Source organism: Pseudonocardia wallangbongensis (genome assembly GCF_054486945.1).
Map to the genome: position 1 here is coordinate 1 of NZ_JBRERS010000016.1, position 14076 is coordinate 14076.

Consider the following 14076-nt stretch of genomic DNA (forward strand, 5'->3'; position numbering starts at 1 on the left):
GCCGCGGCAGCCGGGCCGACCCACCGCCACTGCGGGTCGGGGACGTGGTCTCGATGACCGTGCAGGGCATCGGCACCATCCGCAACCGGGTCGTAGCCGGCACCGACCCCCTGCCCATCCCGGCAGCACGGCGCGCCGGCAGAGCCCGGACCTGACCGCGACGACCGGACCCGTCTGCTGCGTCAGTGCGTGAAGCCCAGCGCCGACGAGAGGCGGGCAGCGGTGTCGCGGAGCGCGAGGACCTTGCCGGAGTTCAGGTCGGGGGACAGCGTGTGCACGGTGCCGATGATCGCGGCAGTGGCCACGATCACCCCCTCGTGGTCGAGGACCGGCGCCGCGATGACGCGCACGCCGACGTTGATCGTGTCGCTGACGGCGACACCTGTTCGCCGCACGTCGTCGATCCGCCGGCGGATCCGCTCGGCCTGGGGGTCGTCGAGCTGGTCGAGGAGCGCGTCGACGCGGTCGGTCCGGTGGGCGAGGAAGACCGCGGCCTGTGCGGCGTCGAGGTTCAGGGTGCGACCGACCCGGATCGAGATGTTGAGCACGCGGTTCTCGGGTTCGTGGCAGCGTACGACGACCGGACTGCGGCCCGCCCACACGCTGAGCACGGCGGTCTCCTCTGCGACGTCCGCCAGGTCGCGCAGGTAGGGGTCGGCGATCTCGACCACCCCGAACCCGTTGAGCGCCAAGGTTCCCACGTGTGCGAGCAGGGGGCCCAGGCCGTAGCCGCGGTCGCCGTCCCGCTCGAGGAAACCCGCGTTCGCGAGTGACGCCAGGTACCGGTGGGCGGTGGTGCGCCCGACGCCGAGCTCGGACGCCACTTGCGCCACCCGCACGGTGCGGTCCTCGTAGGAGAACATCCGCACCACCTGCGCGCACCGGGTGACCACCTGGATATCGGTGCCACCGGCTTCGGTTGCCTCGGTCATGTTCCGCATCATGGGGGATGAGCGCGCAGATTGTCCACGATGAGGATGCCATCTCCGCAAACGTGTGATGTGTTCGTCGCATTGTGGTCATTGCATCCGACAGGCGATACAACGTCTCGCGTAGAGCAGAGAGACGAGGAGCCTTCCAGTGACCGCGATCACCGACATCCTCTGGGGATCCGTCGACCTCCACGTGCACTCCGGGCCGAGCCCGTTCCCCCGCCGCTTCACGCACGCCGAGGCCGCCCGTGACGCGGGTGAGCGGCTGGGGATGCGGGGGATCCTGTGCAAGTCGCACCACCACAACACGGTGATGGACATCCTGTCGATGAAGGACCAGCTCGCCGGGTCGAGCTGCCGAGCCTTCGGCGGGATCGCGATGAACAACCAGGTCGGCGGCGTCAACCCGTTCGCCGTCGAGATGTCGCTGCGCATGGGCGGCAAGGCGGTCTGGCTGCCGACCTTCTCCTCGGGCCGGCACATCGACTGCCACCCGGAAGGCACCGGCTTCCCCACGGCGACCGTCGAGCTGCGCAACGTCGAGGTGCCCATCCGCACGGAGGACGGCCGCCTGCTCGACGAGCTCCACGACGTACTGGGTCTCGTCGCCGAGAGCGGCGCGCTGCTCTCCGGCGGGCACATGGACCCGGACAGCATCGAGGAGGTCTTCACCGAGGCGAAGGCGCGCGGCGTCCGGAGGCTGGTCGTCAGCCACCCGAACTTCGTGATCGGGGCCGAGCCGGAGCAGGCCCGCCGGATCGTGGCGCTCGGGTCGTACGTGGAGCACGAGGTCTCCATGTACGACCCGAAGGGCACCAAGAGGTGGGACCCGCAGATCCTCAAGGACTGGATCGACGCGATCGGTCCGGAGCGCACCGTGCTGGCGTCCGACCTGGGGCAGGCCAACCGGGAACTGCCCGTCGACGCGTTCCTGCGGGTCGGCGAGATCCTGCTCGACCTCGGCGTCGAGGAGAAGGACCTGCAGCGCATGACCCGGGACAACCCGGCCTTCCTCCTCGGGCTGGAGGACTGATGGCGTACACGTCGAGCGATCCGCGCTCCCAGCTCGCGACCGCCGACCGGCAGGCGGGTGACGAGGGCATCGCAGCCCCGGAGTTCGCGGACTTCACCGCCACCCCGCCCACCGCGGTGAGCGACCTCGGCTCGCGCACCTGGTTCGTGCGGGCGCAGAACGTCGTGCTCGCCCACACCGAGGCGGTGGCCGGCGAGGTCCTCGCCCGCACCGGCGACACCGACGAGTACGTGGTGCTGCTGCCGCACGAGATCTCCACCGCCCGCGTCCGCGCGGGCGGTGCGGAGGTGGAGCTGGCCGGCCAGGGCCTGATCGTCGTGCCGCCGGGGGACAGCGAGGTCGTGGCGGCGGCCGCCACGCACCTGGTGCGGCTGTTCCGGCCGGACGCCCCCGGAGTGGCGGCGGCAGCCGCCAACGCCGCGTCGTACGCCGAGCCGCACCCGCGGGTGGCGATCGAGGACCGCTGGCCCGCCCCGGTGGACGGCGACCGGCTGCGCGTCTACCCGGTCGGGGAGATCGGACGCAGCCCCGACCGCTTCGGCCGGATCTTCCGGACCCGTTCGTTCATGGTGAACTTCCTCTACCCGCACCAGGGCCCGCGTGACCCCGAGAAGCTCTCGCCGCACCACCACGACGACTTCGAGCAGGTCTCGCTGGCGGTGCGCGGGGAGTTCACCCACCACATCCGCACGCCGTGGACGACCGCCCGCTCCCGCTGGCGCGAGGACGTCCACGAGACCCTCCCCAGCCCGTCGGTCACGGTGATCCCGCCCCCGACGGTGCACACCAGCGAGGCCGTGGGCGCCGGGCTCAACCAGCTGGTCGACATCTTCGCGCCACCGCGGCGCGACTTCTCGGCCAGACCGGGCTGGGTGCTCAACGCCGACGAGTACCCCGCGCCGTGAGCGACGTGCTGCCGGCACCGGCGCTCGGGACGTGGGTGAAGCTGAGCTCCGCGACCACCGTCGAGATCATGGCCCACGCCGGCTTCGACTTCGTGGTGGTCGATCTCGAACACACCTTGCTCGACCTCGGAACCGTCCAGACGATGATCTCGTTGGCCCGCGCGTCCGGGGTGCTGCCGTTGGTGCGCGTGCCCGACCACACCGCGTCGACGATCCAGCGGGTGCTCGACTCGGGCGCCGCTGGTGTCCTCGTGCCGCACGTGGACACCGCGGACCAGGCCGATGCCGTGGCCCGCGCGTGCCGGTTCCCGCCGCACGGCACGCGCGGAGCGGGTTCGACCGGTCCCGCGGGCTGGTGGGGTCGGCTGTCCCGGGCGGAGTACGTGCGGTACGGCAACGAGCAGGTGCTCTGCATCCCACAGCTGGAGAGCGGCCGGGCGATCCGGGAAGCCGGGCGGATCGCCGCCGTCCCGGGCGTCGACGCCGTGTTCCTCGGCGCCGCCGACCTGGCGATGGACGTCGGCACCGGCGACGTGGCCGACCTGCTGGCCGCCGCGCGCGCCGCCGCCCGGGACGCGGGCGTGCCGGTCGGCTCCGCGGCGGCCTCCGCTCCCGCGGCGGGCGCGGCCCTCGACGCGGGCGACGCCTTCGTCGTCTGCTCCAACGACACGTCGATGCTGGCCGCCGCCGCGGTCGACACGGTCGCCGCCGTCCGCCGCGCGTCCGCGGCCACCTCCTAGCCCTTCTCGAGCAGACTGGAGTCACTCCATGAACGCCCCCTCGACGACGACGTCGTGGAACCAGCAGCGTCGAACCCTCATCCCCGCGACCGTCGTCGGCACCGTCCTCGAGTGGTACGACATGTTCGTCTACGCGCAGGCGGCGTCGCTGATCTTCGCGACGATCTTCTTCCCGTCCTTCTCGGGTTCCGCGGGCACGCTGGCCGCCCTCGCGACCTTCGGCGCCGGGTACATCGCCCGGCCGCTGGGTGCGATCGTGTTCGGCCACATCGGCGACAGGTTCGGCCGCAAGACCGCGCTGAGCCTGACCCTGGTCATGATGGGCCTGTGCAGCACCCTGATCGGCGTGCTGCCGACCTTCGAGTCGGTGGGGATCCTCGCCCCGACCCTGCTGGTCGCGCTGCGGCTGCTGCAGGGCCTCGGCTCGGGCGCGGAGTTCGCGGGCTCGTTCGTGATGGTCGCGGAGTTCGCCCCGGCGAAGCGGCGCGGGTACTGGGCGTCGTTGCCCGGCACCGGCGTGTACGGCGGCATCATCCTGGCCACGATCGTCGGCCTGACGGTGTTCCAGCTGCCGGACGAGCAGCTGTACAGCTGGGGCTGGCGGCTGCCCTTCCTGGTCAGCTTCGTGCTGGTCATCATCGGCCTGGTCATGCGGTTGCGGCTGTCCGAGTCACCGGTGTTCAAGGATCTGCGGGAGCGCAAGGAGTCGCACAGCATCCCGTTCGTCGCGATCTTCCGGAAGTCCCCGAGGACCCTGTTCCTCGCGGTCCTGCTCACCGCACCGATCGCCTTCAACGCGCACGTCAGCTCCACCTACTCGCTCACGTTCGGGGTCGAGCAGGGGGTGAGCCGCACCGGCGTCCTCCTCGGCTCGCTGCTGGGTGCGATCGCCGCGTTCGTCCTGGTCCCGGTGGCGGGGCGGCTGTCGGACCGGTACGGGCGCCGCCCGGTGTACATGGTCATGACGGCCCTCGGCGCCGTGGGGAGCTTCCCGTACTTCATGCTGATCCTGGCCGGCGCCGACGTCTCCTTCTGGGCCGCCCACGTGCTGATCATGGCCCCGTTCACCCAGGCGCTGACCGGCGCGCAGGCCGCGTTCCTCGCCGAGCTCTTCGAGCCCCGGCACCGCTACACCGGCGTGGCGCTGTCCCGTGAGCTCAGCACCGCCCTGCTCGCCTCGATCGCCCCGGTCACGGCGTTCGGCCTGATCACCGCGGCGGGTGGGAGGCCGTGGCTGCTGGCGACCTTCATGTCGGTGCTCAGCCTGGCGGCGTTCGCCGCTGCGTACCTCCTCCCCGAGACGCGGGGCAAGAACATGCTCGCCGACGACACCGACGATGCCGCAGCACCCGCGGCGGAACCCGCCGAAGGGGTGGTGCCGTGATGACCCCGACGTACGACGAGCTGCTCGCCCGCACCGACGCGCCCGCGGGCTCGGCGTGGGGCCTGTGGGGCGGCGACGACCAGCTGGGCACGCTCAACTTCCTCACGCCGCAGCGCGTGGTGCGCGCCGCGGGGTTGGTTCGCACCGGGACGCGGTTCAACCTGGACTTCCCGGTGAACGCCTTCGAGCCCTACCCCTCCGGCACCCGCCATCCCGCCCGGCACCACACGTTCGCGAACAACCCGTACCACCGCGACGACTGGGTGGACTCCTTCTACCTGCAGTCGTCGTCCCAGATCGACTCCCTGCGCCACGTCGGGCACCCCGAGCACGGCTTCTACGGCGGCCGGGCGAAGGAGGAGATCACCGACGACGGCGACACCCTGGGGATCCAGAACTACGCGCAGGCCGGGATCGTAGGCCGCGGCGTGCTGCTGGACGTCGACCGGTACCTCGCGGCGCAGGGCAGGCCGTTGCAGCTCAACGACCCGACGGCCTTCGACGCCGACCTCCTCGACGCCGTCGCCGACGCCCAGGGCGTCCGGCTCGAGGAGGGGGACCTGCTGCTGATCCGCACCGGCTGGGCCGGGCGCTACCTGGCGTTGACGGAGCGGGAGCGCGCAGCGCTCAACTCCGCCCGCTCCACGCCCGGGCTCGCCCAGACCGAGGCGGTGGTGCGCTGGTTGTGGGACCACCGGGTCGCGATGGTCGCCGCGGACAACACCGGCGTCGAACGGTTCCCCGCGCAGGACTCCGACTTCGTCGTCGACGGGCTCCCGAAGCCGGAACGCGGCCCCGACCACAACGGGATGATCCACCGCCCGCTGATCGCCCTGCTCGGCATGGCGATGGGCGAGCTGTGGGCCCTGGACGAGCTGGCGGCCGACTGCGCCGCGGACGGGCGCTACGAGTTCCTGCTCACCGCGTCCCCGCTCAACCTGGCCGGCGGCGCCGGCTCGCCGAGCAATGCGATCGCGATCAAGTGATGCGCCTCGGACTGGCCCTGGACCTGGGCAGCGACGCGGCGGCGGGACCCGTCGCCGCCCAGGTCCGGGCGGCGCAGCCGCTGCTGCGAACCGCTGAGGTGGCGGGGTTCGACTCGGTGTGGCTCGGCGAGAGCTACCACCCGCGACCGGAGTCGTTCCACCTGCCGTCACCGCTGCTGGTGCTCGCGCACCTGGCGGCCCGCACCACGCTCGGGCTCGGGACCGGGGTGCTGCTCGCCCGTGCGCAGCACCCGGACCGGCTGGCGGTGGAGGCCGCGCTGCTCGACCAGCTCGGCGACGGTCGGCTCACGCTCGGGATCGGGCTGGGTGGCGACGCGCTGCGCGGCGCGTTCGGCGGCCCGGACCTGCCGGGTGGCCGGATGCTGGACGAGCTGCTGGTCCGGCTGCGCGAGCTCTGGCAGCGCCCCGACGTGGTGCCGGGTCCGCGACGATCGGGCGGCCCCCCGGTGCTGGTCGGCGGGCGCGGGCCGGCCGCCGTCCGGCGGGCGCTCGGGCTCGCCGAGGGCTGGTACGGCGCGACGAACTACTCGGACCGGCTGGTGGTGGCGCAGGCCGCGGCGTACCGGGCCGCAGGCGGCACGGGCGAGGTCGCGGTGAACCGGCTCTGCGTCATCCACGCGGACGGCGGGCGGGCCCACCGGTACCTCGACCGGGTCCGCGCCTACTACCGCGACCGGGCCGCATGGGACATCGGCGGCGAGGCGGGGGACGCCGAGCCGGTCCTGGTCGGCAGCCCCGACGAGGTGCGGGACGGGCTGGAACGCCTCCGCGAGGCGGGTGTGAGCAGCGTGCAGTTGCGCGTCGCCCCGCTCGGCGTCCCCACCGACGTGGCGCTGCAGACCGTCGAGGCGATCGGCGACCGCGTCCTGCCCGCGCTCGCGCCCGTCCGGTCCGAACCCGGCCGAGCATCCCGCCGTGGCGTGTGAGGTCGCGAGGCTCGTGGACCTCCCAACTCGGCCGACTCGGTGAAGTGACCGCGGTTGTCACCGACGCTCGGGCCACAACCGGGGTCGCCTCTCAGCGGTATCCGCACCGGGCGTGTCGTGGCGCGCGAGGGGGCATGGGCGGCACACGGGGAGCTCGGTGGTGTGAGCGTGGATCAGGTCGGGCTGCTTCCAGTCGGGCTCGGAGAAGTACCTCGTGGTCTCCGTGACGACGATGCCGGACAGCACCAGCAGTCCGAGCAGGTTGGGCACCGCCATCAGGCCGTTGGCTACGTCGGAGAACGTTCAGGCCAGGCTCAGCTCCGAGGTGGCGCCGACGTAGGTGATCGCGACGAAACAGCCGCCCTCGAACCCGTCCCCACGGCGACACGGGCGGCGTCGGCCTGACGGGCGATCCCGTCCAGCACCGCGATCCGCGCCTCGGGCACCCGCACGTCCAGCGTCAAGGTGCCATCGGCGGCGGTAAGCCGGAAGTCGAAGAACGAGCAGCACGAGGACTCCCGCACGGTCAGGTCCCCCGTCCTGGCCTCCACCCCGGGTCCGGCATCGAGGCTCAGCCGCAGCCACGTCGGCGCCGGCCGTGCCATCCCGCGCAGCGACGTGGCGAACAGCGCGGCGAACTCGGCCTCCCGCAGCGGCCTTTCCGCGGTTGGCAGCGTGCACGCGTCAGCGGGTGCCCACGCCGCCGGCACTCGGACGGGGTCGCCCGTCGGGCGGTCCTGAACGACCGGCGTGTGCAGCTCCCGGACGGCGTCCGCGGGCGGTGCCCCCACCAACGTCCCGACGAGCGGGCGAGCGCGGAGATGGCCGGGCTCGTGATCGCTGACGCGGGCCAGAATCAGAGGGGTGAGGTGCGCATCCTGGCCGGCGGGCGGATCTCTGGGGGTCAAGGGGACGCAGGTTCAAATCTTGTCCTGTCGTCCCGACCGTGTTCGCGCTGCTCGTGGGCTGCGCCGTCGGGGCGGTGGCCATCCCGCTCGTCGGGAAGCTCTCCGACCGGACCGGGCGCAAGCCCATCTACCTCGCCGTGTCGATGTTCTGCGCCCTGATCTCCTTCCCGTTCTTCTGGCTGCTCGACATCGGCAACACCGCGCTGATCGTCCTGGCGTTCGCGTTCGCCCTCGGCGGCGGCTGCCTCGCATGTTCGGGTCGCAGGCGGCCTTACTTCGCTGAGCTCTTCCCAGCGGCGTAGCGGTTCAGCGGGTTCGCCCTCGGTCGGGAGATCCCTGGCGCCGCACTGGCCGGGCCCGCACCCATCATCGCGGTCGAGCTCGTCGCGGCGGCCGGTGGTGCGCCATGGCTCCTCGCCGTGGCTCTGGTGGTCGTCGCGCTCGCGAGCGCGGTCGCCGTGGCCGTGCTGCCGGAGACGCGCGGTGTGGAGCCGGCTCCTGTGGTCGCCGTCGGGCTGGAACCTGCGGGTGAGGCAGGAACAACTGCGGATGTCCTGACCAATCAATGATCAAAAGTGAATGACTGATTGCACAATGGTCTGAGACGCCTGCTGCAAGTTGCTGGTACTGCCCGCTCGTGGCGGCGATCCACATCTCCGCGCTCAGCAACCGGATGAGCCCGGCGGAGGAGGCGGAGCTGCTGGCGGCGGCCCGCGGAGCAGCCGTGCAGGTCGAGCGGGACCTCGGCCGGATGCACGGCGACACGTGCGCCGCGGGCCTGCGCGCTCCCGGGTCACCGGGTGCTGACAGGACACACATCGCCAGCCGGCAACGCCGGGCGCAACTTGACGTCTGACGTGGAGCGCAGCTGGGCTTCGTAGTGGGTGAGGATGTCGGGGTCGGCGCGCCGGATGGAAGGTGGCTCGTGAGCGGAGGCGCCGACCCTGCCCTGTCCGAGGCCATGATCCGCTGGGCCGCGATCAACACCATCACCCGACGGCTCGCCCGCGGAGGACCCGCCGCCCGGGCGCAACAGCGCACTTTCCGCCGCTGAAGTTGATCTCCAACCGGCACTCTCCCAGTTTGATCTTTAGCTGTTCGTAGCCAAGGAGTAGACGGGCGTGCGCGGACTGGGCTCGCAGCGGTGTCGATCAGGCCGCGCCGCGGTAGGTGCCGAACGTCCAATGGTTGCCCTCCGGGTCGCGCACCGAGAACGTGTGCGAGCCGAAGTCGGTATCCTCCAGCTCGCGGGTCACGTCCGCGCCGGCCGCGCGGGCCCGCGCGTACACGTCGTCCACGTGGTCGGTCACGACGTACACGAATCCCACACCAGAGCGCATCTCCTCGTGGCCGCCCTCGGTGTGCTTCGTGGAGCCGAACATCACGGCGCCACCCTCGGGCCAGCGCAGCTCGGCGTGGGTGATGTCACCGCTGTCGTCCGGTACCACGAGCGCCTCACGGAAACCGAACACATCGACGAGGAAGCGCAGCGCGGCGGGTGCGTCGTCGTAGCGCAGCGCAGGCCATACGGTGGGCTGAGTATCGGTCATGCGGCCTACGTTGACCCACCCATGACCTCAGTGTCTTGGAGAAACGGGAACTCCTCGACGAGCCAGGTGCGCGGCGTGCAGCCGGCCATCGATCGCCACTCGTTGGTCAGGTGCGCCTGGTCGACATAGCCGCAGCGCTGCGCGACGTCGGTCAGCCCGCCGAGCGGCAGGCGGCGGAGCAACTCTGCCGCCCGCCCAAACCGGACCACTCGGGCGGCCCGTTTCGGGCTGAGCCCGACCTCCTGGGAGAACCGTTCGGAGAAATGCCGCCGACTCCACCCCACTTCGGCCGCGAGCTCAGCAACCGGCAACCCACCACCAGTCCGCACCAGACGCTGCCAAGCCCACCCGATCTCCTCCAGCGGCAGACGCACACTGACCCGTGTAGCCGAAGCGAGCAACACCTCGTCCAGGACGCGGAACCTGGCGGCCCAGTCCGGCGCCGCGCGCAGCCGGTCGGGAAGGGTCGCGAAACCCGGTCGGCCCAGGTCCCCGAGGTCGACCACCCTGCCGGTCAGCTCGGATGCAGAGACCCCGAGCAGCGTGCGCACGCCCAGCGGGTTGAGTTCGAGGTGCACCCCGGCCTGCACACGGTCCTGGGCGATCAGCACCCGATCGGCGTGCAAGCCGCCGACGAACGCCTGGAAAGAGGCAGGCCCTCGCCCCGAGCCGGGCCCTTCCAACAGCCGGACCGGCTCCTCGAAACTGACGATCACCGTCACGTGCCGGCTAGGCAGACCGCGGTGGACGTCGAGCGTGACACCGTGCTGTCGGTACCCGATGTAACGGGCGATCAGTGCGCACAGCCCCGGATCCGGGCGGCGCACCACCCACTCGACCTCGGCCGGACGCTCGGGCACGGCCCAACGGTACGGGCACGCTCTGCTCGGCTCGACTCCCCCTGGCACGGCAGAAGCCGGAGCCGCCGGGCAGGCAGCCACACAGGCGTAGCTCGAGCCGTTTGGGCGTGAAACCTGACGATCACGGTAGCCGGGTTGGTAGCCACGAGGCTTGCTTTCGCCTGCGATGGTGTGAGACTCCTGCGACAGTAGCCGTGCTGGACGCCGGCGTTCCTGCTGGTCAGCAGGCGATGGGAGAGTCCACGTGAGACGGGCTGTACGCGCAGTGGCTTGTTCACACCGAAGAGGTCACTGGTTCGATCCCAGTATCGCCCACAGCGCGTTTTGCCTGGTCAGACGGCCTGTCGATGATCTTCATCGGCGGGCCGTCTGCGTGTGCGGGGAGCGGACGGGGAGCATCCTCTCGCGCATGGCTGGGGTGACGTGGGCGTAGACGTCGTCGATGTCCTTGTGCTTGTGCCCGAGGTGTTGCAGGCGCAGCACGCGGGGCACCTGGTCTTCGACGAGCCAGATCTCGTGGGGTGTGGCGTAGGTCGTGGAAGTGCATCACGACCCTGGCCATGAGTGTGGCGAGTCTTCGCCACGCGCTCGGTGCCGCTGCCCCCGGCGCCCTACGCTCGCTGCAGTCGTCTGCAGGATCGCGCGGGTGTTCGATCTTCCGGCCTCGTGAACGAGCTTGGTGCAGAGCAGGGCGCGGCGGCGGCGCAACCGAACCCGAGCGGCCTCCGGGCCCGAGTCACAGCTGAGGTGGGCGAGCTTGCGTGCCACTGTGATCCCGCGGGCGGCCGTGGCGGTGCTGGTGGGACTTGCCGTGCTGGTCGGGGCGTGCGCGACACCGGTCTCGGGTGCGGCGCTGCCCGCGCAGCCGGTCGCCGCTCCTCCCGGTGGGGGCCTGCCGCTCGACCCGGAGCAGCAGCGTGATGCCGAGCTGTTCGCACACGTGCGGTCATGGGACATGTGCGCGATGCACGATGTCGCCGCAGCGGCCCGCGTCACCGGTTTCGACCCCGACGAGCTGCTGCCCTACCGCGAGCTCGGCATCTGCCGCCTGGTGATGAAGCAACGGGGCGGGGCGGCGCAGTGGGAGCTGACGCTCGACGTGTTCCGGCTGGTGCCCACCCCCGGCGGATCGCCCATCGAGGCCGGTGGGGCCGAACTGCAGCAGGTGCGCGAGAGCGACGACGTGCAATGCGCCTACAGCCTCCCGATCGGCGACCCGGACGAGAAGCGGTGGGGCATCGAGGTGTCGGTCTACAGCGTTTCCGCGAACAAGCCCCCGTGCGACGTCGCGGGGGAGTACGCCACGGCGATCGCGCCGCGGATGGCCGACCCCCCGCTGCGCAGCGCTGGTCTGACGACCCCCGCGCTGGACCTCGCCGCGAGCGACCCGTGCGCGCTGGCCGCGGCGATGGTGCCGGCCCTGTCCGGTGGCCTGCCGCCCGACGCGGTGGGCGTCGCGGTGGGCGGGATGGAGCCCTTCGGGTGCGACGTGACGGTCACCGCGCGCGGTGCGTCGGGTTCGCAGGGGGTGCGTGGATCGGTCGCGCTCACGCTCGAGTCGGCCGGTGATGTCGGGGGTGACGCCGTTGCCGGCTTCCCGGCGGCCCGCGATGAGCTCGGCAACGTCTGCAAGGTGGTGTTCGCGCCGTCGGACGTGGTGTTGGCCGGCAACCCCGGCATGCCGCCCGACGTTCCGGCCGTCGAGGTCGCCGGAGACTGCGGTCACGTGGACGGGTTGGCCGAGGCGGCGGCCGGGGTGCTGGTGCCCGCACCGCGCGGCGCGCCGCCCGGGCCGCCGCTCGCGCTGGGCGACCTGAACCCGCCGCCGACGGTCGAGTCGGCCGGTGCTCCGTTCGACCCCTGCACCGTCGTGGGCTGGCCGGACTACCCCGCCGGCGTGCGGCCGGCGACGCCGCGCCAACCAGTGCCGATGCCGGTGGGACCCGACGACCCCTTCGCCGTCGGCTGCAAGTTCAACGCCGGCGACATGCACTCGCTCCTGGTCTGGGGCATGGCGGACCAGACGTTCTCCGCCGATCCCGCGGCCCGCCCTGGCGCCGTCCCCGCCCGGTTCGGGGGACGCCCGGGCGCGGAGGAGCTGGGCACCAACGAGTCCAACGACGCACCGGACTGCTACAGCGCGGTTCAGCTCTCCCGCGGGATCGCCGCGATGTCGACGACCACGTCGGGCGACCCGTGCGCGGTGAACCGCGCCGTGCTCGACCAGGTCGCGCAGCGCGTGCCCTGACCGACCGCGCGCAAGGGTGCTCGACCGGGTGACATCGCCAGGTACGGCCGGCGAGGCGTCCTGACGGTTGCCGGCCGTGCCGCGTCGGGGCCCTGCACGGCCATTCGGTCAGGCTGTGGTGGCGTCACCGGGGTGGCTGGGCGGTGCCCCGTGTCCCTGCTCGACGGAGCTCCGGGCGGTGCGCGGGTCGTCGCCGAAGCCGACGACGAGGCGGTGGGTCATGTCGGCGAGCAGGAAGGAGACCTGGTCGGGGGGCAGCAGCTCGGCGAGCGCCAGGCTGACCATGCCGTGGCACATCGTCCAGATCTCGGCGGCCCAGCCCCGCGCCAGGGTCGGTTCGTCCCGGTCGAACCGACCGGCGTCGATGCAGCGGCGGACTGCGTCGACCATGCGGGCGAACGTCTCCGAGCCCGGGTCGTCCTGGTCGACCGGGGGGCGGTCGACGAACATCGCCCGGTACAGCTCGGGGTGGGCCAGCCCGTTGGTGAAGTACGCGGCTGCGCCCGCGGCCAGATCGGCCACCGGGTCCTCCGTGCGCGGCACTGCGTCGAGGTCGGCGTTCAGGCGGGCGAAGCCATCTCGCCGGACCGCGCGGCGCACCTCGTCCATGCTCCCGAAATGGGTGTAGACCGCCATCGTGGAGGTGCCCACCTCGGCGGCCAGGCGTCGCGTGGTCAGCGCGCGGGGTCCTTCGGCGGCCACGACGCGGGCGGCGGTTTCGACCAGGGCCGTGCGCACGGCGGGGTCGGCGGAGCGGGGACTCACTCCTTGACGATACCATCACAGCGATATATAACATTGGTATTGATTTGTGAGCGCAAGCACGACGGGAGAGTCCCGTGAGGCAGCCCTCCGCTTCGCCGTCCGGTGCCCCTCGGCGAGGGAGCGCCTTGTTCGGTCTGGCCTCCGACATCGGTCTCCCGCTGGCGGCCTACTACACGCTGCACGCCCTCGCGGCCTCCGACTGGGCCGCGCTACTGGCGGCCACCGCCGTCGCCGGTCTCCGGCTCGTGGCCGTGGCGGTGTGGACCCGGCGGGTCTCCTGGTTCGCCGCGATCATGCTTGGTCTGTTCGGCGTCGGCCTCGCGCTCGCCTTCGTCGGCGGCGAACCTCGGTTCGTGCTGCTGAAGGACTCCTTCACGACCGCCACGATCGGTGCGGTGTTCCTGGCCAGCCTGCTCGGTGAGCATCCGATGACCCTCGCGGGAGCGCAGGCCTGGAAACCTCACCAGGCCCAGGCCCTCGGCGCGCTGTACCGCACCGAGCCCGGAGCCCGTCGCGCCTTCCGGGTCAGTGCACTGGGCTGGGGCCTCGGACTGGTGGCCGAGGCAGTACTGCGGATCCCACTGATCTACCTGCTGCCGCTGGAGATCGCGGTCGGGGTCTCCACCGCCTCGATGATCATCGCGATGGCCGCGATCGCGGTCTGGAACGCCGTGTACGTCTCCCGGGCAGCCCGCCGCAACCCCGCCCTGTCGGTGCTCCTGCCGGGTGCACGCCGGGTCGGCCCAGGCGACCCGCGCGGGGAACATGAGATCGGCGGCGGGTCGTCCTGATGGCGCTCGGGTTCACGGGGTCGCGGT

At 71.9% G+C, this 14076-nt stretch carries 18 protein-coding genes; 11 read left to right on the plus strand and 7 right to left on the minus strand.

The window, feature by feature from the left end; genetic code table 11:
• Positions 1-182 precede the first annotated feature (182 nt).
• Complete coding sequence (locus ACU436_RS36900; RefSeq protein ID WP_459031741.1) at positions 183-932, minus strand: IclR family transcriptional regulator; 750 nt, start codon at positions 930-932, stop codon at positions 183-185.
• Positions 933-1080: 148 nt separating this feature from the next.
• On the opposite strand from ACU436_RS36900, the gene ACU436_RS36905 reads away from it, so the two are divergent.
• Genes ACU436_RS36905 through ACU436_RS36930 form a run of 6 tightly spaced genes read left to right on the plus strand, consistent with a single transcriptional unit; the run spans position 1081 to position 6927 of the window.
• On the plus strand, positions 1081-1965 hold the full coding sequence (locus ACU436_RS36905; protein ID WP_459031742.1) for a DUF6282 family protein: 885 nt from the start codon (positions 1081-1083) through the stop codon (positions 1963-1965).
• Positions 1965-2870 carry a cupin domain-containing protein gene (locus tag ACU436_RS36910; protein WP_459031743.1) on the plus strand — a complete coding sequence of 302 codons (906 nt, stop codon included), beginning with the start codon at positions 1965-1967 and terminating at the stop codon, positions 2868-2870. Before ACU436_RS36905 ends, ACU436_RS36910 begins: the two co-directional genes overlap by 1 nt.
• Positions 2867-3610 (plus strand): HpcH/HpaI aldolase family protein, encoded by a 744-nt coding sequence (locus ACU436_RS36915; RefSeq protein WP_459031744.1) that lies wholly within the window; start codon positions 2867-2869, stop codon positions 3608-3610. The genes ACU436_RS36910 and ACU436_RS36915 overlap by 4 nt, the downstream gene beginning before the upstream one ends.
• 28 nt (positions 3611-3638) lie before the next feature.
• Entirely contained in the window at positions 3639-4994 is a 1356-nt protein-coding gene (locus ACU436_RS36920; protein WP_459031745.1) for an MFS transporter, read from the plus strand.
• A complete protein-coding gene (locus ACU436_RS36925; RefSeq protein ID WP_459031746.1) occupies positions 4994-5980 on the plus strand; it encodes a cyclase family protein in 987 nt (328 codons plus the stop codon). Before ACU436_RS36920 ends, ACU436_RS36925 begins: the two co-directional genes overlap by 1 nt.
• Positions 5980-6927: an LLM class flavin-dependent oxidoreductase gene (locus ACU436_RS36930; protein ID WP_459031747.1), complete on the plus strand. Its 948-nt coding sequence runs from the start codon at positions 5980-5982 to the stop codon at positions 6925-6927. The genes ACU436_RS36925 and ACU436_RS36930 overlap by 1 nt, the downstream gene beginning before the upstream one ends.
• A gap of 57 nt (positions 6928-6984) precedes the next feature.
• On the opposite strand, the gene ACU436_RS36935 is transcribed toward ACU436_RS36930, so the two are convergent.
• Together ACU436_RS36935 and ACU436_RS36940 are read right to left on the minus strand one after the other, a co-directional pair.
• Complete coding sequence (locus ACU436_RS36935) at positions 6985-7203, minus strand: hypothetical protein (protein ID WP_459031748.1); 219 nt, start codon at positions 7201-7203, stop codon at positions 6985-6987.
• A 38-nt stretch (positions 7204-7241) separates the two neighbouring features.
• Complete coding sequence (locus tag ACU436_RS36940; RefSeq protein ID WP_459031749.1) at positions 7242-7718, minus strand: hypothetical protein; 477 nt, start codon at positions 7716-7718, stop codon at positions 7242-7244.
• Between the two features lie 155 nt (positions 7719-7873).
• Between ACU436_RS36940 and ACU436_RS36945 the strand changes: the two genes are divergently transcribed.
• From ACU436_RS36945 to ACU436_RS36955, 3 genes are all read left to right on the plus strand, one after another.
• Positions 7874-8137, plus strand: a complete 264-nt coding sequence (locus tag ACU436_RS36945) for a hypothetical protein (protein ID WP_459031750.1) — start codon at positions 7874-7876, stop codon at positions 8135-8137.
• 117 nt (positions 8138-8254) lie between these two features.
• Positions 8255-8404 (plus strand): hypothetical protein, encoded by a 150-nt coding sequence (locus ACU436_RS36950; protein ID WP_459031751.1) that lies wholly within the window; start codon positions 8255-8257, stop codon positions 8402-8404.
• 68 nt (positions 8405-8472) lie between these two features.
• Positions 8473-8691, plus strand: a complete 219-nt coding sequence (locus ACU436_RS36955) for a hypothetical protein (protein WP_459031752.1) — start codon at positions 8473-8475, stop codon at positions 8689-8691.
• Between the two features lie 295 nt (positions 8692-8986).
• On the opposite strand, the gene ACU436_RS36960 is transcribed toward ACU436_RS36955, so the two are convergent.
• The 3 genes from ACU436_RS36960 to ACU436_RS36970 form a co-directional block, all read right to left on the minus strand.
• Entirely contained in the window at positions 8987-9385 is a 399-nt protein-coding gene (locus tag ACU436_RS36960) for a VOC family protein (RefSeq protein ID WP_459031753.1), read from the minus strand.
• Positions 9386-9390: 5 nt separating this feature from the next.
• Positions 9391-10245, minus strand: a complete 855-nt coding sequence (locus ACU436_RS36965) for a helix-turn-helix domain-containing protein (RefSeq protein WP_459031754.1) — start codon at positions 10243-10245, stop codon at positions 9391-9393.
• Positions 10246-10599: 354 nt separating this feature from the next.
• The gene (locus ACU436_RS36970) at positions 10600-10728 is read right to left on the minus strand and encodes a hypothetical protein (protein WP_459031755.1); all 129 of its coding nucleotides are present in this window, start codon (positions 10726-10728) and stop codon (positions 10600-10602) included.
• 274 nt (positions 10729-11002) lie between these two features.
• Here ACU436_RS36970 and ACU436_RS36975 point away from each other — a divergent pair, with 274 nt between their 5' ends.
• Positions 11003-12493 (plus strand): hypothetical protein, encoded by a 1491-nt coding sequence (locus tag ACU436_RS36975; protein WP_459031756.1) that lies wholly within the window; start codon positions 11003-11005, stop codon positions 12491-12493.
• Positions 12494-12601: 108 nt separating this feature from the next.
• On the opposite strand, the gene ACU436_RS36980 is transcribed toward ACU436_RS36975, so the two are convergent.
• The gene (locus tag ACU436_RS36980) at positions 12602-13258 is read right to left on the minus strand and encodes a TetR/AcrR family transcriptional regulator (RefSeq protein WP_459031757.1); all 657 of its coding nucleotides are present in this window, start codon (positions 13256-13258) and stop codon (positions 12602-12604) included.
• Positions 13259-13383: 125 nt separating this feature from the next.
• On the opposite strand from ACU436_RS36980, the gene ACU436_RS36985 reads away from it, so the two are divergent.
• Complete coding sequence (locus ACU436_RS36985) at positions 13384-14049, plus strand: VC0807 family protein (protein WP_459031758.1); 666 nt, start codon at positions 13384-13386, stop codon at positions 14047-14049.
• The last annotated feature ends 27 nt before the right edge of the window (positions 14050-14076 follow it).

Bases quoted from the DNA above. Each gene is read 5' to 3' on its own strand.
- ACU436_RS36900 (WP_459031741.1), bottom strand. From the start codon at position 932: ATGACCGAGGCAACCGAAGCCGGTGGCACCGATATCCAGGTGGTCACC.
- ACU436_RS36910 (WP_459031743.1), top strand. From the start codon at position 1,965: ATGGCGTACACGTCGAGCGATCCGCGCTCCCAGCTCGCGACCGCCGAC.
- ACU436_RS36920 (WP_459031745.1), top strand. From the start codon at position 3,639: ATGAACGCCCCCTCGACGACGACGTCGTGGAACCAGCAGCGTCGAACC.
- ACU436_RS36925 (WP_459031746.1), top strand. From the start codon at position 4,994: ATGACCCCGACGTACGACGAGCTGCTCGCCCGCACCGACGCGCCCGCG.
- ACU436_RS36930 (WP_459031747.1), top strand. From the start codon at position 5,980: ATGCGCCTCGGACTGGCCCTGGACCTGGGCAGCGACGCGGCGGCGGGA.
- ACU436_RS36935 (WP_459031748.1), bottom strand. From the start codon at position 7,203: ATGGCGGTGCCCAACCTGCTCGGACTGCTGGTGCTGTCCGGCATCGTC.
- ACU436_RS36960 (WP_459031753.1), bottom strand. From the start codon at position 9,385: ATGACCGATACTCAGCCCACCGTATGGCCTGCGCTGCGCTACGACGAC.